The following is a 19,761-nucleotide window of genomic DNA, read 5'->3' on the forward strand; positions in this document are numbered from 1 at the left end:
GAAAAAAAGATCCTATTCCGCCGCCTGGCGCTCGCCGAAGGCGATGCCGGTGAAGGTCTGGTTGAGGTGCATCGACCGGTACTGTTCGCCATAGGTGCCGAAGCCAATAACATTGTTGACCCGGTAGAGCTCCGAAATGTCGCGAAAGACCTGGCGGTTGCGGGCGTCGAGCCTTCGCAGCACGCAGTCGAAACCGAGGATCATGTCGATGCCGCCCAGCTTTTCCTCGACATCCTTAAGGGCTGCGCGCGTTGCTTCCACCATGTTCTTCGGCTGGGCGATAGAGAGCACGACGCCGTCGTCGATGGCGCAGAAGAACGACAGCGAGCCGTCGGCATGCATCCTCTGGATCGAGCGGCAATAATATTCGCCGCCGACCTTCACCACCACCGGGTGCGAGGCGAAGCTGAGCGGCGTCAGCGTCTGCGGGATGATGCCGACTGAAGCGGCATACTCCTCCGCGGCGTTGGTGGCGTTGAATTCGCGCACGATGCGGTGATCGGGATCGGACGCCGTCACCACCAGCTTCTCGTCGGTGGGGATGAAATTGTCGGTCTTGAAGACGTGGAACGGAATTTCCGTGGTGATCAGCACGATGATGGCGCTGTCTGAGGCGACCTTGCCGTTCGAGATCAGCCTGGTCGTCTCGAACTTCAGATCGTCGCCCGCCGAGCCGCCGATCAGCGGAATGTCGTCCAGCCCCCAATGGATGGCCGAGGTCACTGCTTCCTCGGCATAGGAGAGCCCGTCGATGAAGCAGAGCGCGAAGGTGCCCTTGGCCAGTGCGTGGCCGACGCGTCCGCGCAGCAGGCGCCTCAGTGCTGCGACTTCGCCGGTGATCCTGTCCATGCCCGACGAGGAGAGGTTGTCGACCATGATGCTGACCGTCGAAAACGACGCCGAAGGGAGCAGCAAGGCAAGGATGTGACCTTCCTCCAGACCTTGCGGCGTGATCTCGCCGGCGGTCGAACAGCCGGCATAGGCAAGCGACGGCGCGTGCGCCTTCAGCGCCTGGGACAGGGCTGTCGCCTCGACCAGGCTCTGGGAGAAGAACAGCAGCGCGAAGCCGGCGTCGATCGCTGCTGCTTCCGCCGCGATGGCCTGGGCGAAAGCATTGGTGTCGGGCTCATCCGTGGTGAGCGCCGAGAGGCCGCATGCGTAGCGCGTGCTCGAACTGGCCAGCTGCCTTCCTCCTGCAGGTCCTCCAACGCTGTTCTTGTGCGTGTCCGGTACGCGGGCGTTGCAGGGCATTGTTGTCTTCGGGGGTCGCTTTGGCAATGGGCCGGCCCCGTCAGGCGTGACCGAAAGTACAATATGCGGCGTTTCGGGCGAACTGCATTCTCGCGTCGTGGAGGGCGCAAGGCACTTTTCCCGTGCTTTGTGCGGTATAGGAATAGGCCGATAGCCGCAGCGTCCGGGCAACACCGGCGCCGGGACGACCAAGGTAAACTACCCAGGGAGGTTTCATGTCGGACGTATCGTTGATGGTGAACGGCAAGCGGGTCAGCGGCACTGCCGAAGACCGGACGCTGCTGGTTCATTTCTTGCGGGAAAATCTCGGCCTCACCGGGACGCATGTCGGCTGCGACACCTCGCAATGCGGCGCCTGCGTCGTGCATGTCGACGGCAGAGCGGTGAAGTCCTGCTCGATGCTCGCGGTGCAGGCCTCCGGGTCGAGCGTCGTGACGATCGAAGGGCTGGCAAACGGCGCGGACCTGCATCCGGTACAGGCGGCGTTCAAGGAACATCACGGCCTGCAATGCGGCTTCTGCACGCCCGGCATGATCATGACCGCGACCGACATGATCGCGCGCCACCCGGAAGGCCTCGACGAGGCGACCGTGCGCGCCGAACTGGAAGGCAATATCTGCCGCTGCACCGGCTACCACAACATCGTCAAGGCGATCCTCGCCGCATCGAAGACGATGGCCAAGGGAGCCAAGGGCAAGGCGAAACAAGCTGCTTAGGTAAGGGAATAGGGGAGTAGGGCAGTAGGGGAGTAGGGCAAAGGGCAATACGGAACATGGAGCCAATTTCCCTACTGCCATACTGCCCTACTCACCTACTCCCCTGCAATTTTGGGAGGAATTTCTGCGATGGGCATTGAAGGTGTTGGCGCTCGGGTCGCGCGCAAGGAAGACAAGAGGTTCATCACCGGCGCCGGCCGTTATGTCGACGACATGGTGGTTCCCGGCATGAAGCATGCGGCCTTCGTGCGCAGCCCGCACGCGCATGCGCAGATCAAGAAGATCGACGTCAAGAAGGCTCAGGCCATGCCCGGCGTCATCGGCGTCCTGACCGGCAAGGAGCTCAAGGCCGACGGCATCGGCAACCTCATCTGCGGCTGGATGATCCATTCCAAGGACGGCTCGCCGATGAAGATGGGCGCCTGGTCGCCGCTCGCCGTCGACAAGGTGCGCTATGTCGGCGACGCAGTCGTCATCGTGGTCGCGGAGACCAAGGGCCAGGCGCGCGATGCGGTCGAGGCGGTGGAGATCACCTACAAGGAACTGAAAGCCGTCGTCGATGCGACGAAGGCGCTCGAAAAGGGTGCGCCGCAGCTCCATCCGGAGGCCGAGAACAATTTGATCTTCGATTGGGAGATCGGCGACGCCAAGGCGACCGACGCAGCGATCAAGGCCGCCGCCCACGTCACCCGCATGAAGATCGTCAACAACCGGCTGGTGCCCAACGCCATGGAGCCTCGGGCCGCCCTTGGCCACTACGACAAGGCCGAGGACCACTATACCTGCTGGACGACGTCGCAGAACCCGCATGTCGCGCGGCTGGTGATGAGCGCCTTCTACAACATCGCGCCGGAAAACAAGTTGCGTGTCATTGCGCCTGATGTCGGCGGCGGCTTCGGCTCGAAGATCTACATCTATCCGGAAGAGATCGTCTGCCTGTGGGCGTCGAAGAAGACCGGCGTGCCGGTCAAATGGGTCGCCGACCGCACCGAAAGCTTCCTCTCCGACGCGCATGGCCGCGATCATGTCTCGACGGTGGAGATGGCCTTCGACAAAAACAACCGGATAACCGGTCTGAAAGTCGACACCATCGCCAATCTCGGCGCCTACATGTCGCTGTTCTCGTCCTGTGTGCCGACCTATCTCTATGCGACGCTGCTGTCGGGCCAGTACGACATTCCGGCGATCCACGCCAATGTACGCACGGTCTATACGAACACCGCGCCCGTCGACGCCTATCGCGGGGCAGGGCGGCCGGAAGCCACCTATCTGCTCGAGCGCACCATGGAGGCGGCGGCGCGCGAACTCGGCGTGTCGCCGGCGGAGCTGCGGAGGACGAACTTCATCACCTCCTTCCCGCATCAGACGCCGGTGATCATGAACTATGACGCCGGCGACTATGCCGCCTCGCTCGACGCGGCGATGAAGGCATCCGACTATGCCGGTTTTGCCAAGCGCAAGGCGGCTGCCGCCAAGAAGGGGTTGCTGCGCGGCATCGGCATGAGCTGCTACATCGAGGCCTGCGGCATCGCGCCGTCGGCGGCGGTCGGCTCGCTCGGCGCCGGTGTCGGCCTTTGGGAATCGGCCGAGGTGCGGGTCAACGCCGTCGGCACGATCGAGGTGCTGACCGGTTCGCACAGCCATGGCCAGGGCCATGAGACGACGTTCGCGCAATTGGTCAACGAGCGCTTCGGCGTGCCGATCGACAGCGTCTCGATCGTTCATGGCGACACCGACAAGGTGCAGATGGGCATGGGCACCTATGGCTCGCGCTCCGGCGCCGTCGGCATGTCGGCCATCGTCAAGGCGCTCGACAAGGTCGAGGCCAAGGCCAAGAAGATCGCCGCCCATTTGCTTGAAGCCGACGAGGGCGACATCGTCATCGAAAACGGGGCGCTGAAGGTTGCCGGCACTGACAAGAACATACCGTGGTTCCAGATGGCGCTTGCTGCCTACACCGCCCACAATCTGCCGAGCGGCATGGAGCCGGGGCTGAAGGAGACGGCGTTCTACGATCCGTCCAACTTCACCTTCCCGGCAGGCTGCTACATCTGCGAGGTCGAGATCGATCCGGAAACCGGCATGACCGAGATCGTCCAGTTCGTCGCGGCGGACGATTTCGGCAACATCATCAACCCGATGATCGTCGAGGGGCAGGTGCACGGCGGTATCGCCCAAGGCATCGGCCAGGCATTGCTGGAAGGCGCTCACTATGACGCCAGCGGACAATTGCTGACGGCAAGCTACATGGACTACACCATGCCGCGTGCCGACGACCTGCCGTCGTTCAAGGTCTCGACCTCGAACACGCCGTGCCCGAGCAATCCGCTCGGCATCAAGGGCTGCGGCGAGGCGGGCGCCATCGGATCGCCCCCGGCCGTCATCAACGCCATCACCGACGCCATCGGCATCACCGACATCGCCATGCCGGCCTCGCCGTCCACGGTCTGGGCAGCGATCCGCGCCGCGACGAAGCACTGAAACAGGAGTGGGTAGGAAGTAGTGAATGGTGAATGGAAGAGCGCTTTACCAAGGCGGCACCTGACCATTCACTACTGACTACTCACTATTCACCAAGCACTCTTCATCCAGGGGAGAATCCCATGTACGCAGTCAACTACCACCGCGCCACCTCGGTCGCCGACGCCGCCAAGCTGGTCAAGAGCGGCGACGCCAAGCTGTTGTCGGGCGGCATGACGCTGATCCCGGCGATGAAGACGCGGCTCGCAGCACCTTCCGACCTTGTCGATCTGTCCCGGATCAAGGAGCTGCAGGGCGTCAAGGTGTCGGGCAAGACCGTGACCATCGGCGCCGCCACCACGCACTACGATGTCGCCAATGACGAGAAGCTCAAAAAGGCCTGTCCGGCGCTTGCCCACATGGCGTCGCTGATCGGCGATCCGGCGGTGCGCCACAGGGGCACGATCGGCGGTTCGATCGCCAACAATGATCCGGCCGCCGACTATCCGGCAGCCCTGCTGGCGCTGGGGGCAACAATCGTCACCAACAAGCGTCAGATTGCCGCCGACAAGTTCTTCAAGGGTCTGTTCGAGACGGCGCTGAAGGAAGGCGAGATTATCACGGCGGTGAGCTTCAGCGCGCCGGCCAAGGCTGCCTATGAAAAGTTCCGCAATCCGGCATCGCGCTATGCGATCGTCGGCGTGTTCGTGGCCAAGGGCAAGGATGGGGTCAGTGCTGCCGTCACCGGTGCTGGTGATGACGGCGTCTTCCGCTCGAAGGAGATCGAGGCGGCACTGGCGAAAAATTTTGCCGCATCGGCGCTCGACGGTGTGAAAGTGCCGGCCAAGAATTTGATGACCGACATCCATGCCTCGGCGGACTATCGCGCCAATCTGATCGCGGTGATGGCTAAGCGCGCGGTGGCCGCCGCCAACGCCTGAGCGCTTGCAGGTCATGAATCGAGAAGGGGCCTTCGCGGCCCCTTTTCTTTGGTTCAGGGCTTGCGCAGTGCGATCAGGCCGCCCTGCTATTTTTCTGCTTGGCAAGATAACGGCGCAGGCCGGCCTCACCACGCGGCGTGGTCCAGCGATGGTTCCAGGCAAAGGCGTGGCGCAGGATCGGTGCCAGCAGTTTCAAGATCGGCCTCAGCACCGTCACCTGCCAGATCAGCTTGACATGGGTGCCGGTTCCGGAGCGCGACAGTTCCGCCCGCCAGAGCCCGTCGAAATCGCCAAAAGTCTTGACCACCACCAGCCGGCCAGGTTGGAGTTCGGCGGCCTCAACGATGAAGTTCAACTCGTAGGGCAAGGCGCCTCGGGCCCGGGCTCGTGCCCGCGAGCCGACGACGCCCTTGCCCTTCCTGTCGAGCGGCACGACCTCCTTGTAGACATCGCCCCACCAGAGCGGCAGCAGTTCGGCATCGGAGAGCACCTCCCACACCTCTTGCGGCGTCGCCTCGGGAATGTCCCAGCTCTCGTCGAAGCGGAAGACGTTGCTCGGCATGGTGTTTCGCCCCCGGCTGGCGGAAGCAATTACATTAGCCTTGGCTTGTTTGCAGCGCCAGTGCAGTTCACTGGCGGGTTAGCCGCCGATCTGTCGGGCGTAGTAGCGCACGGCCTTCTTGCCGCCATGGATCACCGCATCGCCGACCTCGGCAAAGCCGAGCGCGGCATGGAAGGCATCGGAGGCCGGATTGGGCGGATCGGCATTCACCTCGCAGGTGACGATGGTGTGGCCGGCGCGCGAAACCTGGTCGAACAGATCCTCGTAGAGCCGGCGGGCATGGCCACGGCCGCGCGCTTGCGCCGCGACGACCACCCGGTCGACATAGACGAAGCGCCGATAGCGCTCGCGGAACCAGAGGAAGTTCGGGCTGTCGTATCGGGCATCCTGGTCGAAGGTCATGATGAAGGCTTCGAGCGCGCCGATGCGGCGCGCGTAGAATGCTTCGCCGATCAGGAAGGACAGCCGCTCGGGCTCGAGCCACGACAGTTCGGCCGCATGCTCGTTGTTGAGCGCCAAGATGGCGGGTTCGTCCTCGGGCAAGACCCGGTCTATCGGCAAAGATGCGCTCATCGTCTGACAGCCGCGATGGTCGCCGCCACCAGTGCCTTGTCGGTGATGGTGGTGCGGTATTCGCGATCGAGGTCGGTGCCGCCCATGCCGACATGCGGATTGCGGTAGGCCATTAGGCTCGGCACGTCGGAGAGCGCGGCGAAATGCATTTCGCTCAGGCCGGTTTTTTTGAGCACCTCGGCGATGTTGTCGGGGGCGAGCGCACCGCAACCGAGGATGATGATGCGGTCGCCAGCCTGTCGGACAAGATCGGCCAGCAGGTCCGCCCCCTCCAGCGCCGTGTCGCGCTGGCCGCTGGTGAGCACGCGGCCGACCTTGCAGCGGATCAGGGTTTCAAGTGCCTCGGCCGCATCGCGCGTCATGTCGAAGGCGCGGTGGCAGGTGACGTTGAGCGAACCGGCCGCCTGCACCAGTCCGCTCATGCGCTGCTCGTCGATGGTACCGTCCGCATTGAGGCAGCCTACGACGACGCCGGCGGCGCCGAGATCGCGAAGCGCGCCGACATCGGCCAGCATCGAACGGTATTCCGCCTCGCTGTAGAGAAAGTCACCACCGCGCGGCCGCACGATGACATGGAAGGGAACGGTCGCAAGCTCGAGCGCGGCGCGAACCGTGCCGAGGCTCGGTGTAATGCCGCCTTCGACCAGGCTGGAGCAGAGTTCGACCCGGTCGGCGCCGGCGGCTTGCGCGGCGAGCAGCCCGTCAATGCCTTCGACGCACAGTTCGATCAGGGGCAGGCGTGCATTTCTGGCCAAGGGGCGATCCATTCATGATTGCTGACGGCCAGCCCTAGCATCGGGCCTGTCGTCGTTAAAGCAGCAATGATCGGTCCAACACGCGACAGGTGGCGCCTGGTCAGGGCCAGGCCATGCTTGACATATCCATAACTGAAGAGTTATGTATAATCCATAGCTGACGGGTTATTGGTTGCGTGACCGACGACCGTCCACCCGAAACAAATTGGAAGGAGACCAATCATGCAAGCACGACTGAAAAACCCGGTGATGCTGATTCCCGGCGCATTGCAGGCGCTGCTGGCACTGGACAAGTCGACGGAGGCCGCCGACGTGCCCTATGTGACGCGCAAGCTCGTCACCTGCGTGCCAGCCAGGTCAACGGCTGCAGCGTCTGCGTCGACATGCATGCGCGCGAACTGAAGAAGGCCGGCGAAAAGGACGAGCGTATCTTTGCCGTCTCCGCCTGGCGCGAAACGCCTTATTTCAACGATGCCGAACGCGCAGCCCTTGCGCTGGCCGAGGCGACCACCCGGCTGAGCGACCGTTCGGATGCGGTCCCCGACGATGTCTGGGACGAGGCCGCCCGGCACTATGATGAGAAGGGGCTGGCCGCGCTGGTCGTCCAGATCGCGCTCATCAATGCGTTCAACCGCCTCAACGCCGCCACCAGGCAGCCGGTCGGCGCCTGGGGCTAAAGCAGTTCCAGGAAAAGTGCGCAGCGGTTTTCCGTCCGGAATTGCGTGAAAACAAACCTTTGGAGCGGTTCGCCGCTCCAAGTGCGGCTACTGGCGCAGCACTGTGTTCTTGGCGCCTTGCTCGACCTGGTCGATGACCAAAAGCTTGACCGGGCCGTCGCCGACATTGGTGGCCTGGTGCCACTGGCCGATCATCTCGACGATGAAATCGCCCGCCTTGTAGGTGTTGCTCTTGCCGGTCTCGACATTCGTGACTTTGAGCGTCCCGGCCTCGACATAGGCATAGCGGGGAAATGGATGCTTGTGCACAGGCAAGGTCGCGCTCACCGCAATGTCGAAGGTCGAAACCAGGACCTGGACGTTTTTCTGCGGCAGCGTGATCGGCTGGCCGGAGGCCGTCTCCGTGCGATCGGCGAGCGGCGTCACGACGACCGGCGTTCCGCTGCTGTCCAGCGCCTCGGCGGTGTCTGCACAAAGCGCGGCGCAAAGCAGCAGCGCCGATGCCAGGATGTTTCGCATGGTTCCTCCCAAAGACACTGTCGCACCATTGCCCGGCGGGCATGCGCGTGCAAGCGCATCTCGCAAAGCCGAACAGGATAGGGGTGGCAAACCACCGTCGGGCGGAATGGCAGCGGATCCGGAATTTGAAAATCGATGCGATCGATTGATCGCCGCTTTTTCGAGGATGGCCGGCGCCGCAGGGGGCGGGGAGATTGGGGTTGCCTGGTGGCGCCGGCCACGCGGCGTCAAGTCCGCCGCTGAGCCAAGCATAGCAAAGTCCGCCGGATTGATTATTGCGCGATCGCGTAAGCCGGCCCTTCGGCCCTTGCGCAGCACCACAGGATGTCGGTCAAATCATTGCTCGTTTTGCGTGCCCGGCGCCCTCAGGCCTCGATCCCTTCGCCGGTACTCGGCATTGCCGCTCATGGCATCGATTTGTGGCGCTACTGCTTGGGAGGAGGGGCGCTCAATCGCCGGTAGGGGACGCCGTCGAAGACTGCTGTCACGAAATCGGCGACCGACATCTTGCGTTTGCGGCCGTCACTGCATTTGTAGACCGGCCAACCGTCATCGCTGCATTCGCTGGCGGCGCAGAAGCGGGCCAGGCAATTTCCGGTCGTCAGCCGGAAGCCGCCCGTGCCAGCAAAACCCTGCAACAGGCTGCCGTCCGCCGCCCGCCACGTCCGCGCACGGAACTCCGTGCGCAGGAGCCTTGGCTCGAGAGGAACCGCAAGGTCGTTTTCGCCGCCCCGCGCCGTCAGATTGAGACGATTGCGCGCCATTCCCGTCGTGTAGGCGGTTACCAGGTCCGATTCGCCTGCGTACGCTCTCGCCATGTCGGAGCGGTCGAGCAGATGGGACATGCGCGCGGCTGCCTCGACCGGCTTCGTCGCGTCATTGGCGCGACCATCGGAGATGAACGCGTGAGCGGCCAAGAGAGCCAGGGCGTGCCCTGCAAACCGATTCCTCACCATGGTCCAATGCCCCCATTGCATCCATTTGACATGGATTTCGGGCAATAGTTGCAGGAAACCGCCAGGAATCAAGGATTGCTTATGTCCGGCCAGGCAAAGGCACTATGCGTGCATATGCCGTATGCAACCGAATAGTCATCGGTTAGCAAGGTCTCTTAAGCCTTTGGAATTGTTGGCTCCCCGGGATCGACGAAGCGGCGAAATACGAATTCGCCATAGCGCTACGCCGAGACGCGCCACAGTCGCATCAAATGCGAAAACGTGATCAGGACCGCGCAGAAGCACTACGCCTTGCGGGTGGGCGGCCGCCGTCGCTCCGGAATCGCGCCGTTGCTCTAGCGCAAGAGCGCGGCGAGGTGCGGACCCGCGATCTCACCGACATCGGCATCCCACGGTGCTATCTCTCCCGGATGTGCGAGGAAGGGGTACTCGTGAAGGTCGGTTATGGGCGGTATCGAGCCGCTGCGTTTAAGGCGGCCTGACCTTCAGGCCGCGCCGAGTGCGCCATAGGATCGCGCCGCTTCGATGACCTCGGCAATCCGGCCTTCGCGAAACGCGTCGATCGGACGTAGGCCGCCGAGGCGAGGGACTGCTCGTGAAGGCCGCTTGACCCGTCGCGTTTGGGCTGTGTATGGACGGCTCTCCGTTGGCAAGGGTTCTATTTGAGCGCTCTGCAGTTGCTGGTTGGTGCGGCCATGTATCCGACCTGCAGGTGCGGCTCTCCATATGCCGCTGGCCATAATGCCATTCGCGCGGCTCAGGTCCCGATCGAAAGCTCGCACTCGAAGGTGCACGGCCCAATTGGGTTCTCCTGATCCGGCGGTATCAACCGGCTTTGTGCATTAGCTCCTGTCCGCCCTTTCCAACCTCGTCGGCGTTCGCTCGCCTTGTCTCGTTCCATGCGATGACCGGCTCGCTGACCAGCGCCATCAACTGCATGAAGGAAACCGACGCGCTGACCGTGCTCCCGCACAGCGTCGTTTTCGCCTTTCGCAAGGACAAGTCGATCACCGCGCTGCCGGTGGCAATCCCGCATCCCGAGCGAGCGCTAGGGCTGCTGCGGCTCGCCGATACGCCGCGCGCACCGGCCGTCGATGCTTTCGCAAGGCACATCCGCCAGAGCTTCGACAACCTCAAGCACCTGATCAAGCGCCATGAGCAGGCGGTGGTCTGGGGCATGTGAACTCCCACATGCTGCGCTTGAGACCTCGTTGTTTGCCGACAGGTTCTAAGTTAGCCGCCGTCCTGCGGTGTCGAACAGGCAGACGCGATCGGCCTGTGCCTGCAGCCAGATGATTTCGTCAGGCTGCATCCTGATCCGATCGTGAAACATCGTCACCACGGTCTGTCCCCCGACGGTCGCGGTCACCTGCGTTTCGGGGCCGAGGGGCTCAACGACCACGATGCGGGCCGGGATACCGGAGCCTGCCGGGGCGATGGCGAAATATTCCGGCCTGACGCCGTATACAGCTTCCGTACCGGATGGCCTTGAAACGCTGTCGGGCAGCGGCAGGATGATGCCGTCATTGGTCTTGAAGACCGGCCGGCCGACGGCGCTGTCGAAGTGACCCTTCAGCAGGTTCATCGCCGGCGAGCCGATGAATTCGGCAACGAACATGCTCTGTGGATCATCATAGAGGTCGAGCGGCCGGCCAACCTGTTCGACATGGCCGCCATTCATTACCACAATACGGTCGGCCATGGTCATGGCTTCGACCTGGTCATGCGTAACGTAGATCGTGGTCGTGGCAAGACGACGATGGAGGCTCTTGATCTCGGCACGCATGGCGACGCGCAGCTTTGCGTCGAGATTGGACAGGGGCTCATCGAACAGGAAGACCTGCGGTTTGCGCACGATCGATCGACCCATGGCCACGCGCTGGCGCTGGCCGCCCGACAGCTGGCGCGGGTAGCGCTCGAGAAGCGGCGTCAGCCCCAGTATCTCAGCGGCTTCCGCAACGCGCTTTTGCTTCTCCACTTTGGGCGCGCCGGCCAGCGTCAGGGAAAACGCCATGTTCTCGGCCACAGTCATATGCGGATAGAGCGCGTAGTTCTGGAACACCATCGAGATGTCGCGCTGCTTGGGAGCCAGGTCGTTGACGACCCGCCCGCCGATGCCGATCGTCCCGCCGGTGATGTTTTCCAGCCCCGCGATCATCCGCAGCAGCGTCGATTTTCCACAGCCGGACGGGCCGACGAGCACCACGAACTCGCCGTCGCGAATGTCGACAGAGACGCCATGAAGCACCTCAACCGGACCGTATGCCTTGCGGGCTTTGTCGATCGTGACGTTCGCCATCAGGCCGCTCCGATCCGGATTTCGTTGGACGACAGGGCGCCTTCGTGCACCAGCAGACCGATGCCGCCGTCGTGGAAAGCTTCCGGGCTGCTGTCTTCCACAAAAAGCGATATGCCGTCGGCCTCGAAAGTGATCCGGTCGCCCTTGGCCGCCACCTTCATCGATATCGACTTCTCGAATTCGGTGATGAAGGCGGTCTCGGCGAGCACCTCGGTGTTCTCGTCGCGGACGCGAACGATCTGCATCTTGCCGTCGCGGGTGACGCGGGCGCCGTAGTAGCGGCGCAGCCCCTGGGCCCGGATGGCGAGGCCGCCGTAATTGCCGAGATGCATCATCACATCGCCGGACGCCTGGTAATCGGCCCACTGCCGCGTGCCATGGATGATGATGCCTTCGCCGCTGTTCTGCGATATCCGGAATGCCGCCGGATAGCGCTTGGAGAAGAAGTCTGCGCCGTTGACCCAGGACAACCGCCAGAAATCGCCGTCGCCAGCCGGGCGCTTCAGCGTCAGCTCAGGTGTGCCATCCCACCTGACATAGTCGACAAGCAAGCGGCCATCGGCGCGCTTGCTTGTGCTGGAAATCGCCAGGCCGAGCTCGGCGATCGGCTGGCCGCCGGTGTCTGGCAAAGCCCATTCCAGAACGGCCTCCTTGCCAGGCTCGATGATCACCAAGGAACCATCGACATCGCGCAATTCGTCATGCTCGTCGTAAACGCGTGCCCGCAGTCTTACCCCGACGCCGCCACGGTTCTTTTGATCGGCTTTGACGCGAGCGCGCACGACCTGACCGGGATAGACAAGCGGTGTTGCCATCAGGTCGTAGGTGCGCATGTTGAGCATTTCGCGCGGCGAGAAGGTCGGGCTGGCAACGACTGCGACCTGCGTGGGGCCTAATGCCTCGTAGTCGATTGCGAGAGCACGGCTGCCCTCGAACTCGGCATTGCCGACGCGCACCGCGCGACTGACATCAAGGCCGGCTTGCGGCCTGAAGCCTTGCTGGCTGCCGGGCAGCGAGAAATGGAACTGCGCGCCGGTCTTCGGCGCGTCAAGCTTTTGGCTGCCGGCCAATTGCAGGCCGAGATTGGTGAGGAAATAGGTCTGGCGAACGGCGTCGTTGATCGAGTTGCCGCCATCGGCGGATGAGATCAGCATGCGGTCGGCGATCGGCCCGCGCCAGTCCGGGCCCTCGTCCAGCCCGTCGAGGCCGTTCATGATGCCGAGCAGGCAGCCGACATTGCCGGCATTGCAATCCGTATCCCAACCCGACGTGTTGACGATCATTTGTGCCTTCTGGAAATCCTGCGGCGCATAGAGCACGGCCATGATCATCAGCGCGTGGTTCGGCACGACATGGCAGTTGCCGGGATATTTGTCATAGCCGTAGTGGTCCTCGATCTTCTGACGTGTGTCGCGCCAATCCGGATGCGCCTTGTGCCAGGCCCTGATATCGGCGATCAGTTTGGCGATCAGGCAGTGCTCGGGTATCTGGCTGAGGCCGATATCGATCAGGTGGTCGATGTCTGACGAGCCGAAGGCTTCGGCCTCCATCGCCGCCCAGAGCATGGCGGCGTAAACGGATTCGCCATCATGGCTGACCTTGCCTGCCTGTTCGGCGAGCCTTGCGGCAAGCTCCGGCTGGCGCGGCGCGACCATGGCCCAGCCGTCGATGAAGATCTGCGCCCCGATCTGTTCGGCAACCGCCTGTCCATTGGTTGCGATCGAACCGGAGTGCGGGGCGGGCACGCCCTTCCTGAGGTTCAGCCATGCGGTGTGTTCGGTGGAATTGCCGTTGCCGCCCCACCACAGGATCGCGCGCTCCTCGACGATGTAGTTGAGCCAGGCCTTGCCGACTTCCTCTGCCGAGAGGCTTGCCTTGATACCGTAGTCCTCCAGCGCGCGAACGAAGGTGAAGGTGCCGGCGACATCGTCGTCCGTGACGACGAGCGGCTGGTTCAGGCGCTCATGCACGTAGTATTCGATCGGGCCGAGCTCATCCATGATCTTCTGGTACGTCCAGCCCTCGAAAGGGCGGCCGAGATAGACCCCCACCAGCTTGCCGAGGACGCCGGCATAGACGCGTTCGAGATAGTCGTTGGGAAACTGCATCATTCACTCCACAAGTCGAAAGGGATCAGCCCTTCACCGAGCCGCCGGCCATGCCCTCGATGAAACGCTTCTGCATGAAGACGAAGAGCAGGACGACAGGCACGACGATGATGAGGGCAGCGGCCATGATCTCGCCCCAGTCGGAGCTGTACTGGCCGGAGAGCAGATAGAAGGCGATGACCGCGGTGACGTTTTCCTGCTTCTGCAGGAAGGTTGTCGCTATCAGGAACTCGTTCCACGAATTGAGGCCGATGATGAGCGCAACCGTCAGGATGCCGGGCGAGACGATCGGCAGCATCACCCGCCAAAAGACCTGCCAGGAGGTGGCGCCATCGACGATCGCCGCTTCCTCGAGTTCCTTCGGAACCGCGATGAAGTAGGTTCTGAGCAGCATCACCGCGAAGGGGCTGTAAAGTGCCGTATAGATCAGCGCGACGCCGAAGATATTGTTGATCAGGCCAAGCTTGGCGAAGCCGAAATAGAGCGGGAAGATGTAGAGCTGGATCGGCGCCGTCGTCGTCGCGAGCAGGTAGAAGGTGAAGATCTTCCACGACTTGATCTTCTTGCGAGCCAACACATAGGCGGTCAGCGACGAGGTCGTACAGACCAGCACGATCGTCGTGCCGCTGACGACAAGCGAATTTACGAAGGTCTTCGAAAACTTCGCATGGTTCCAGGCATTGACGAAATTCTGCCAGCGGATCGGATCCGGGAGGCCCAGAGGGTTCTGGACGATCTCTGCGGCCGGCTTCAGGGAATTGAGCACCAGAAGCGCGATCGGAAACAGCGCGATGACGGCGAACAGGCCGAGAAGCGCATAGGAAACTGTCAGCGTCAGGCGGGCTTCGACAGGTCTCACTGCTCTCCCTCCCGCGTCTGGATGCGGACATAGAAGAACGTGCCCACCAGCCCGAACAGGCTGATGACGAGCGCTGCCGCTGCGGCCTGCCCGACATTCAGATCATAGAACGCCTTGCGGTAGGCGAGGGTGGACAGGAGTTCGCTCGAAAATGCCGGGCCGCCCTGGGTCATTATGTAGACGAAGTCGAAGGCGAGGAACGACCAGATCACCGTCATGATCATCATGAGTGTTATGGTCGGCCGAATGCCGGGCAACAGCACGTAGCGCATCATCTGGAAATAGGTGGCGCCCTCGATCCGCGCGGCCTCGATCTGCTCTTGCGGCACCTGGCGGAGCGCAGCAAAGAAGATGACGCAAAGAAAACCCCACCAGTGCCAGAGATCGACTGTCGCGACGCCGAACAGCGCAAGCGGCGGTTGCGTCAGCGGATTGGGGACCGGCATGCCGTATCTCTTGAGGATGCCGAAGATCCCGGTCACGGGGCTGTAGATCATGCCTTGCCAGACGCGCGCCGTGATGGCGGTGGCAATGACGACCGGCAGGAAATAAACGATCTGGAAGAAGTTGCTGCCGCGCCGCACGATCAGCAGCATCGATGCGGCAGCGAGGCCCATGAGGATCGGCACGGTCAGGAAGACGACCGTCCAAATGATGTTGTTGCCGAGCGCCGACCAGAAGACGTGATCGGCTGCCAACGCCCGAAAATTATCGAGGCCGGCAAAAGTCGGCGCTGAGATGCCGTCCCAATTGCAGAAGGCGAGAGCGACCGTCAAAAGTGCTGGAACCAGCACGATGACGACATTGATGATCATCGTCGGGACGATGTAGAGCCGATGCATGGAATTCCTCCGTGGGAGGGGCGGCGCATATCGCGCCGCCCCTCAGCGGTGTGTCAGGCGCGGGGCGGAATTGCAGGCACCTTGCCCGCGTCCTTTTCCTGCTTGAAGGTCTCGTCGAGCTTCTTGAGGAAATCGGCGGATGAGGTTTTCTTGAGCCAGACCTCTTCCATGCCGCTGACCAGATACGTGTCGGTCGCGGGCGGCAGGAAAGTCCACGTCGTATAGCCATACTTGCCCGCGCCCACGGCGGCGGACAGCTCCTTCATGGCTTCGGTGTAGAGCGGCAGCACCTTGTCCGAGAGCTTCACCTTGGAGAGATCCACTAGCGGCAGGTTCCATTCGCCTTGCCAGACCGAGTTCATCTTGCTGTAGAAATCGTCCTGGAACATGTAGTCGAGCACGGCGGCCGCACCGTCCGCGTTTTCCGACTTGGCATTGACCGAGAGTGTCGAGCCGATGCCGAGCGGAAAGATCGCATCGCCGGATGCGCTGGGAAAGCCGACAAAGCCCGGCTCGGCATTGTTGTCAGGGAAGTAGGGCTTGACGTTGGTGAAGCTCCAGGTGCCCGTAGGGGCCATGCCGGCCTGGCCGGTGGCAATCTGCGCAAAGGACTGCTCGAGGGTCAGCGAGAAGTAGTTCTCGCCGAAATAGCCCTTGTCCCACCACTCGGCCAGCTTGTCGATTGCCGCGACGAAGGCGGGATCGGTCCACTGAATGGCTCCGGTCAATGCCTTGTGGACGTTTTCCGGACCGGCGACCGAGTTGATGGCAATCGAGACATGCCACTCGTTCGCGGCACGCCAATCGGCATTGCCAGCGCCGAACGGTACGAGGCCCTTGCTCTTCATTTCGTCGGCAAGTGCTTCAAGTTCCGCAATCGTCGTCGGTGCTTTCCAACTGTTCTTCGCGAACAGCGTCTTGTTGTAGAAAAGCCCTAGCGTCTCATAGGTCTTGGCGAGCGCATAGAGCTTGTCCTGGTAGCGGCCGAGATCGAGGAACAGGGGCAGCAGCCGTTCGTTCCAGCCGAATTTCTTGGCATAATCGTCGAGGGGCAGGAGCTGTCCGGCCTGTGCCATGGCGGCGACATAACTCGGGCCTGCGGTGAAGACGACGTCGGGTCCGGTGCCCGAGAGCATCGCGACACGAAGCTGCTTGTCGAGATCCGAGCCGCGGAAATCGATGTTCAGGAGCTCTTGCGGATGGGCCACGTTGAACGGGTCCACCAGCAGATTCTTGAGATTGTCCTGGTTCTCTGGCGATGCCGATTCATACCAGAATGTCACAGGCTTCTGGTCGGCCGAAAAGGCGAGGCGCGGCAGGAGCGGCAGGCTTGCCAGACCAAGTCCGGCTTTCAGAATTGTACGGCGTTGCATGGTTTCTTCCTCCCAGGTTTTGTCAGACGGCCCGTAGCTAGATGGCTCGTGTCGAGCCTCGTTGGATAAGTTCAAACGGCATTTCCAGCGCGGTCCCCGCGCCGGTCTTCGTGCCGCGCAGCCGCTCCATCAGCGTCTGTGCCGCGCGCGCTCCCATTTGCCATTGAAACTGTGCAACCGTGGTCAGCGGCGGCGTGACCAGCTTCGCGGCAGGAATGTCATCGAAGCCGACGACGGCGATCTCCTTGGGTATCTCGATGTCGCGCTCGCGCAGCGCCTGCATGACGCCTATCGCCATCAGGTCATTCGCGGCGAATATTGCCGTCGGCTGAAATGTGCTTGCGAGTATGGCTTCGGCGGCGCGCGTACCGCCGATCTCCGAGAATTCCTCATCGATGATCACATGCTCCGGATATCCTGCCTTGGCGAGGGCCGAGCGGTAGCCGTCGATGCGTGTGCCCTGGGGGCCACCGCGGCCGGCTACCATGGCGATGCGCTGATGGCCCTGGCTGATCAGGTGATCCGTGACCGCAAGCGCCGCGGCCCGGCTGTCGACATAGATGTCGTCGACGACGATCTCGCCGCCGCGCTTCTTGGAAGACTCGATCCGCACCACCGGAACCCCGGCTTCGACCAGGGGACTGAAATCGTTGGCACGCAAGGTGAAGAAAACGCCGATCACGCCATCGACACGACCCTGCCGGGCCCAGTCGAGGAAGTGCCGCTCGCGTTCCGCTGTGCCATCCGTGTTGACCGCGATGACGTCGTAGCTCAGGCCGTCTGTCACCGATTGGATGCCGCGGATCAGCGACGGATAGAAAGGATTGGTGATGTCAGGCACGATGCAGGCGATGGTCATCGAACGGCTGGTCTTGAGCGCCTGCGCAAAGCGATTGGGGACGTAGCCAAGGTCCTTGGCGGCCTTGGTGATGCGGGCCCAGGTCTCCGCCGGGATCGAAGGAGCGCTGCCGCCGCCCAGCACCATGGAAACGGTGGCCTGCGAGACCCCCGCCGCTCTTGCCACATCCTTCTGCGTCGCCCTGCCGTTCGCCATGGTTCGCCTAGTGATACGTATTACTGATACGTATCACTAGGTAACTCTGTTTCCGTTGTCAAGCGCTTGGTGCGCTCAGGCTCCAGACGCGAAGCGTCAGCGAGCTACGCCTGCTTCAATTGGACGAAATCGGACGCCAATGGCTCCTGCGGGCCTCGACCTGGGCAGCGTGCCCCTTGGTTGGCTATCCCGGCAATCCCGCCATCCGCATGGCGTCGGTGACGTCATCGATGATGTCAGGCGCAAGTCCGACGGCGGCAGACCAGCGGCCGATGGTGAATTGCGGGTCGAGTGACAAGAGCCGCGTGGCCGCCGCTTTTGCCTCGTCGAGGCGACCGAGCCTGGCAAGCGGTGCCGCCAACCATCCGTGCAGGATGCTGAACCCAGGATTCAGTTCCACCGCCCGCCGCCCCGCTGTGATGGCCTGCTCGTGCCGGCCGGACAGGAAATTGCCGAAGCCGATGATGCCTTGCGGCACGCAGCTCATGGCGTCGAGCGGGCTCAGCCGCATCGCTTGCTCGCACCAGTCGATCGCCCGCGCCGCGTCGCCGCCATAGGCCACCGGCACGCAGCCGAAGACATAGACGAAGGCGCAGGACGCACTGAGTGTCAAAGCCTCTGCAAACGCCTCGTCGGCCAGCCCGCGGTCATGCTCCACCAGGCCGATGGTGAATCCGGCCAGAGCAAGCGCCATCGCATCGCCCGAGCCGTGCTCGATCGCCGCATGGGCATGGCGGATCGACTTTTCGCGGTTCTCCGCCTGCATGCCGCCGCGCACAAAGAGGCTTTGGTGCGCCCAGGCGGCAAAGCCGTGGGCGAGCGCGTAGGTCGGCTCGATGGCCAAAGCCTGGTCGAGCAGTGGCAGACCCTGGGCAGCACCTTGCGGCATGAAGGTGTAGACATCGGGTAGCGCGCGCAGCAGCAGGTCATAGGCGTCAAGGCTGTCGGGGCGCTTACGCCGGACGCGTTCGATCTCGGCCCGGCGCAAATTGGGCTCTATTGCGGCGACCACACTGATGGTGATCTCGTCCTGTAGCGCGAACACGTCTGTGAGGTCGCGGTCGTAGCGTTCGGCCCACAAATGGCTGCCGTCCTCGGCGTCGATGAGCTGGTTGGTGATGCGGACGCGGCTGCCTACCTTGCGCACGCTGCCCTCAAGCACATAGCGCACACCGAGTTCGTGCCCGACCTGCTTCACGTCCACCGCACGGCCCTTGTAGGTGAAGCTTGAATTTCGCGCGATGACGAACAGCCACCTTATGCGCGACAGGCCGGTGATGATGTCTTCGACCATGCCGTCGGCAAAATAATCCTGCTCGGGATCGCCGCTCAGGTTCACGAAGGGCAGCACGGCGATGGAGGGACGGGCGGGAATGCCTAGGCCGGGCTTCGGTTGCTCCAACGAGGCGATCGCCCCTGTTTCCGTCGTCTGGGCCTCCTCGCGCACGGTACCGACGAAGCGAAGACCTCTGCGCGGGATGGTGCGGATGAGGCGCTGCTCCTCGCCACTGTCGTGGAGCGCATTGCGGGCGGCGTTGATGCGGCTGGCGAGTGTGGCGTCCGAGACGATGCGCCCCTGCCAGATCGCATCGATCAGATCGTCCTTGCTGACCACCCGCTCGCGATGGCGGATCAGATATTGCAGCAGGTCGAACACCTGCGGCTCGACGGCGATCAGGTCGTTGCCGCGGCGCAGTTCGCGGCGATCACCATCCAGAGCGAAATCCTCAAAAAGATACGGCAAAATCATTCGCTCCAGACTGCGCGCGGCAATAGGCCGACACTGTAGCCGCGTCGTGGACCCAAAATCAAAGCG

General features: G+C 62.8%; 17 protein-coding genes and 2 pseudogenes. 6 read left to right on the forward strand and 13 right to left on the reverse strand.

The annotated features are described in order from the left end of the window. Window positions 1-12 precede the first annotated feature (12 nt). A complete protein-coding gene (locus AC1RUK_RS08395; RefSeq protein ID WP_481835988.1) occupies window positions 13-1,251 on the reverse strand; it encodes an FIST N-terminal domain-containing protein in 1,239 nt (412 codons plus the stop codon). Between the two features lie 215 nt (window positions 1,252-1,466). On the opposite strand from AC1RUK_RS08395, the gene AC1RUK_RS08400 reads away from it, so the two are divergent. The 3 genes from AC1RUK_RS08400 (at window position 1,467) to AC1RUK_RS08410 (ending at window position 5,368) form a co-directional block, all read left to right on the forward strand. Further along, entirely contained in the window at window positions 1,467-1,967 is a 501-nt protein-coding gene (locus AC1RUK_RS08400; RefSeq protein WP_481835987.1) for a (2Fe-2S)-binding protein, read from the forward strand. Between the two features lie 129 nt (window positions 1,968-2,096). Further along, a complete protein-coding gene (locus AC1RUK_RS08405) occupies window positions 2,097-4,448 on the forward strand; it encodes a xanthine dehydrogenase family protein molybdopterin-binding subunit (RefSeq protein WP_481835986.1) in 2,352 nt (783 codons plus the stop codon). A 122-nt stretch (window positions 4,449-4,570) separates the two neighbouring features. Next, the gene (locus AC1RUK_RS08410) at window positions 4,571-5,368 is read left to right on the forward strand and encodes an FAD binding domain-containing protein (RefSeq protein WP_481835985.1); all 798 of its coding nucleotides are present in this window, start codon (window positions 4,571-4,573) and stop codon (window positions 5,366-5,368) included. Between the two features lie 73 nt (window positions 5,369-5,441). On the opposite strand, the gene AC1RUK_RS08415 is transcribed toward AC1RUK_RS08410, so the two are convergent. From AC1RUK_RS08415 to AC1RUK_RS08425, 3 genes are all read right to left on the reverse strand, one after another. Beyond that, window positions 5,442-5,930 carry an SRPBCC family protein gene (locus tag AC1RUK_RS08415; RefSeq protein ID WP_481835984.1) on the reverse strand — a complete coding sequence of 163 codons (489 nt, stop codon included), beginning with the start codon at window positions 5,928-5,930 and terminating at the stop codon, window positions 5,442-5,444. Between the two features lie 78 nt (window positions 5,931-6,008). Beyond that, window positions 6,009-6,503, reverse strand: a complete 495-nt coding sequence (locus tag AC1RUK_RS08420; RefSeq protein WP_481835983.1) for a GNAT family N-acetyltransferase — start codon at window positions 6,501-6,503, stop codon at window positions 6,009-6,011. Further along, window positions 6,500-7,258: a copper homeostasis protein CutC gene (locus AC1RUK_RS08425; RefSeq protein ID WP_481835982.1), complete on the reverse strand. Its 759-nt coding sequence runs from the start codon at window positions 7,256-7,258 to the stop codon at window positions 6,500-6,502. Before AC1RUK_RS08425 ends, AC1RUK_RS08420 begins: the two co-directional genes overlap by 4 nt. 222 nt (window positions 7,259-7,480) lie before the next feature. Here AC1RUK_RS08425 and AC1RUK_RS08430 point away from each other — a divergent pair. After that, window positions 7,481-7,935 (forward strand): annotated as a pseudogene (locus AC1RUK_RS08430) (carboxymuconolactone decarboxylase family protein). Window positions 7,936-8,022: 87 nt separating this feature from the next. Here the strand turns inward: AC1RUK_RS08430 and AC1RUK_RS08435 are convergent. Together AC1RUK_RS08435 and AC1RUK_RS08440 are read right to left on the reverse strand one after the other, a co-directional pair. Then, window positions 8,023-8,454 (reverse strand): cupin domain-containing protein, encoded by a 432-nt coding sequence (locus AC1RUK_RS08435; RefSeq protein ID WP_481835981.1) that lies wholly within the window; start codon window positions 8,452-8,454, stop codon window positions 8,023-8,025. A 425-nt stretch (window positions 8,455-8,879) separates the two neighbouring features. Then, window positions 8,880-9,371: a hypothetical protein gene (locus tag AC1RUK_RS08440; protein ID WP_481835980.1), complete on the reverse strand. Its 492-nt coding sequence runs from the start codon at window positions 9,369-9,371 to the stop codon at window positions 8,880-8,882. A 290-nt stretch (window positions 9,372-9,661) separates the two neighbouring features. On the opposite strand from AC1RUK_RS08440, the gene AC1RUK_RS08445 reads away from it, so the two are divergent. After that, complete coding sequence (locus tag AC1RUK_RS08445) at window positions 9,662-9,892, forward strand: type IV toxin-antitoxin system AbiEi family antitoxin domain-containing protein (protein ID WP_481835979.1); 231 nt, start codon at window positions 9,662-9,664, stop codon at window positions 9,890-9,892. Between the two features lie 323 nt (window positions 9,893-10,215). Then, window positions 10,216-10,593, forward strand: a pseudogene (locus AC1RUK_RS08450) (LysR substrate-binding domain-containing protein); the annotation flags it as partial. Window positions 10,594-10,638: 45 nt separating this feature from the next. Here the strand turns inward: AC1RUK_RS08450 and AC1RUK_RS08455 are convergent. The 7 genes from AC1RUK_RS08455 to AC1RUK_RS08485 all read right to left on the reverse strand — a co-directional run bounded on the left by AC1RUK_RS08455 (window position 10,639) and on the right by AC1RUK_RS08485 (window position 19,689). Next, complete coding sequence (locus AC1RUK_RS08455; RefSeq protein WP_481835978.1) at window positions 10,639-11,709, reverse strand: ABC transporter ATP-binding protein; 1,071 nt, start codon at window positions 11,707-11,709, stop codon at window positions 10,639-10,641. Then, window positions 11,709-13,820, reverse strand: coding sequence for an ADP-ribosylglycohydrolase family protein (locus AC1RUK_RS08460; protein ID WP_481835977.1), 2,112 nt, complete (start codon window positions 13,818-13,820; stop codon window positions 11,709-11,711). The genes AC1RUK_RS08455 and AC1RUK_RS08460 overlap by 1 nt, the downstream gene beginning before the upstream one ends. 22 nt (window positions 13,821-13,842) lie before the next feature. After that, window positions 13,843-14,676: a carbohydrate ABC transporter permease gene (locus AC1RUK_RS08465; protein WP_481835976.1), complete on the reverse strand. Its 834-nt coding sequence runs from the start codon at window positions 14,674-14,676 to the stop codon at window positions 13,843-13,845. Beyond that, window positions 14,673-15,518: a carbohydrate ABC transporter permease gene (locus tag AC1RUK_RS08470; protein ID WP_481835975.1), complete on the reverse strand. Its 846-nt coding sequence runs from the start codon at window positions 15,516-15,518 to the stop codon at window positions 14,673-14,675. The genes AC1RUK_RS08465 and AC1RUK_RS08470 overlap by 4 nt, the downstream gene beginning before the upstream one ends. Before the next feature lie 53 nt (window positions 15,519-15,571). Continuing rightward, entirely contained in the window at window positions 15,572-16,891 is a 1,320-nt protein-coding gene (locus AC1RUK_RS08475) for an ABC transporter substrate-binding protein (RefSeq protein ID WP_481835974.1), read from the reverse strand. A gap of 37 nt (window positions 16,892-16,928) precedes the next feature. Continuing rightward, window positions 16,929-17,945, reverse strand: coding sequence for a LacI family DNA-binding transcriptional regulator (locus AC1RUK_RS08480; protein WP_481835973.1), 1,017 nt, complete (start codon window positions 17,943-17,945; stop codon window positions 16,929-16,931). 184 nt (window positions 17,946-18,129) lie between these two features. After that, window positions 18,130-19,689 (reverse strand): winged helix-turn-helix domain-containing protein, encoded by a 1,560-nt coding sequence (locus AC1RUK_RS08485; RefSeq protein ID WP_481835972.1) that lies wholly within the window; start codon window positions 19,687-19,689, stop codon window positions 18,130-18,132. Window positions 19,690-19,761: the final 72 nt, after the last annotated feature.

The sequence above is a fragment of the Mesorhizobium monacense genome (assembly GCF_056781675.1).

Coding starts and splice junctions, on each gene's coding strand:
- AC1RUK_RS08405 (WP_481835986.1), top strand. CDS start 2,097: ATGGGCATTGAAGGTGTTGGCGCTCGGGTCGCGCGCAAGGAAGACAAG.
- AC1RUK_RS08480 (WP_481835973.1), bottom strand. CDS start 17,945: ATGGCGAACGGCAGGGCGACGCAGAAGGATGTGGCAAGAGCGGCGGGG.
- AC1RUK_RS08435 (WP_481835981.1), bottom strand. CDS start 8,454: ATGCGAAACATCCTGGCATCGGCGCTGCTGCTTTGCGCCGCGCTTTGT.
- AC1RUK_RS08475 (WP_481835974.1), bottom strand. CDS start 16,891: ATGCAACGCCGTACAATTCTGAAAGCCGGACTTGGTCTGGCAAGCCTG.
- AC1RUK_RS08460 (WP_481835977.1), bottom strand. CDS start 13,820: ATGATGCAGTTTCCCAACGACTATCTCGAACGCGTCTATGCCGGCGTC.
- AC1RUK_RS08395 (WP_481835988.1), bottom strand. CDS start 1,251: ATGCCCTGCAACGCCCGCGTACCGGACACGCACAAGAACAGCGTTGGA.
- AC1RUK_RS08410 (WP_481835985.1), top strand. CDS start 4,571: ATGTACGCAGTCAACTACCACCGCGCCACCTCGGTCGCCGACGCCGCC.
- AC1RUK_RS08470 (WP_481835975.1), bottom strand. CDS start 15,518: ATGCATCGGCTCTACATCGTCCCGACGATGATCATCAATGTCGTCATC.
- AC1RUK_RS08415 (WP_481835984.1), bottom strand. CDS start 5,930: ATGCCGAGCAACGTCTTCCGCTTCGACGAGAGCTGGGACATTCCCGAG.
- AC1RUK_RS08400 (WP_481835987.1), top strand. CDS start 1,467: ATGTCGGACGTATCGTTGATGGTGAACGGCAAGCGGGTCAGCGGCACT.
- AC1RUK_RS08445 (WP_481835979.1), top strand. CDS start 9,662: ATGCGAAAACGTGATCAGGACCGCGCAGAAGCACTACGCCTTGCGGGT.
- AC1RUK_RS08420 (WP_481835983.1), bottom strand. CDS start 6,503: ATGAGCGCATCTTTGCCGATAGACCGGGTCTTGCCCGAGGACGAACCC.
- AC1RUK_RS08455 (WP_481835978.1), bottom strand. CDS start 11,709: ATGGCGAACGTCACGATCGACAAAGCCCGCAAGGCATACGGTCCGGTT.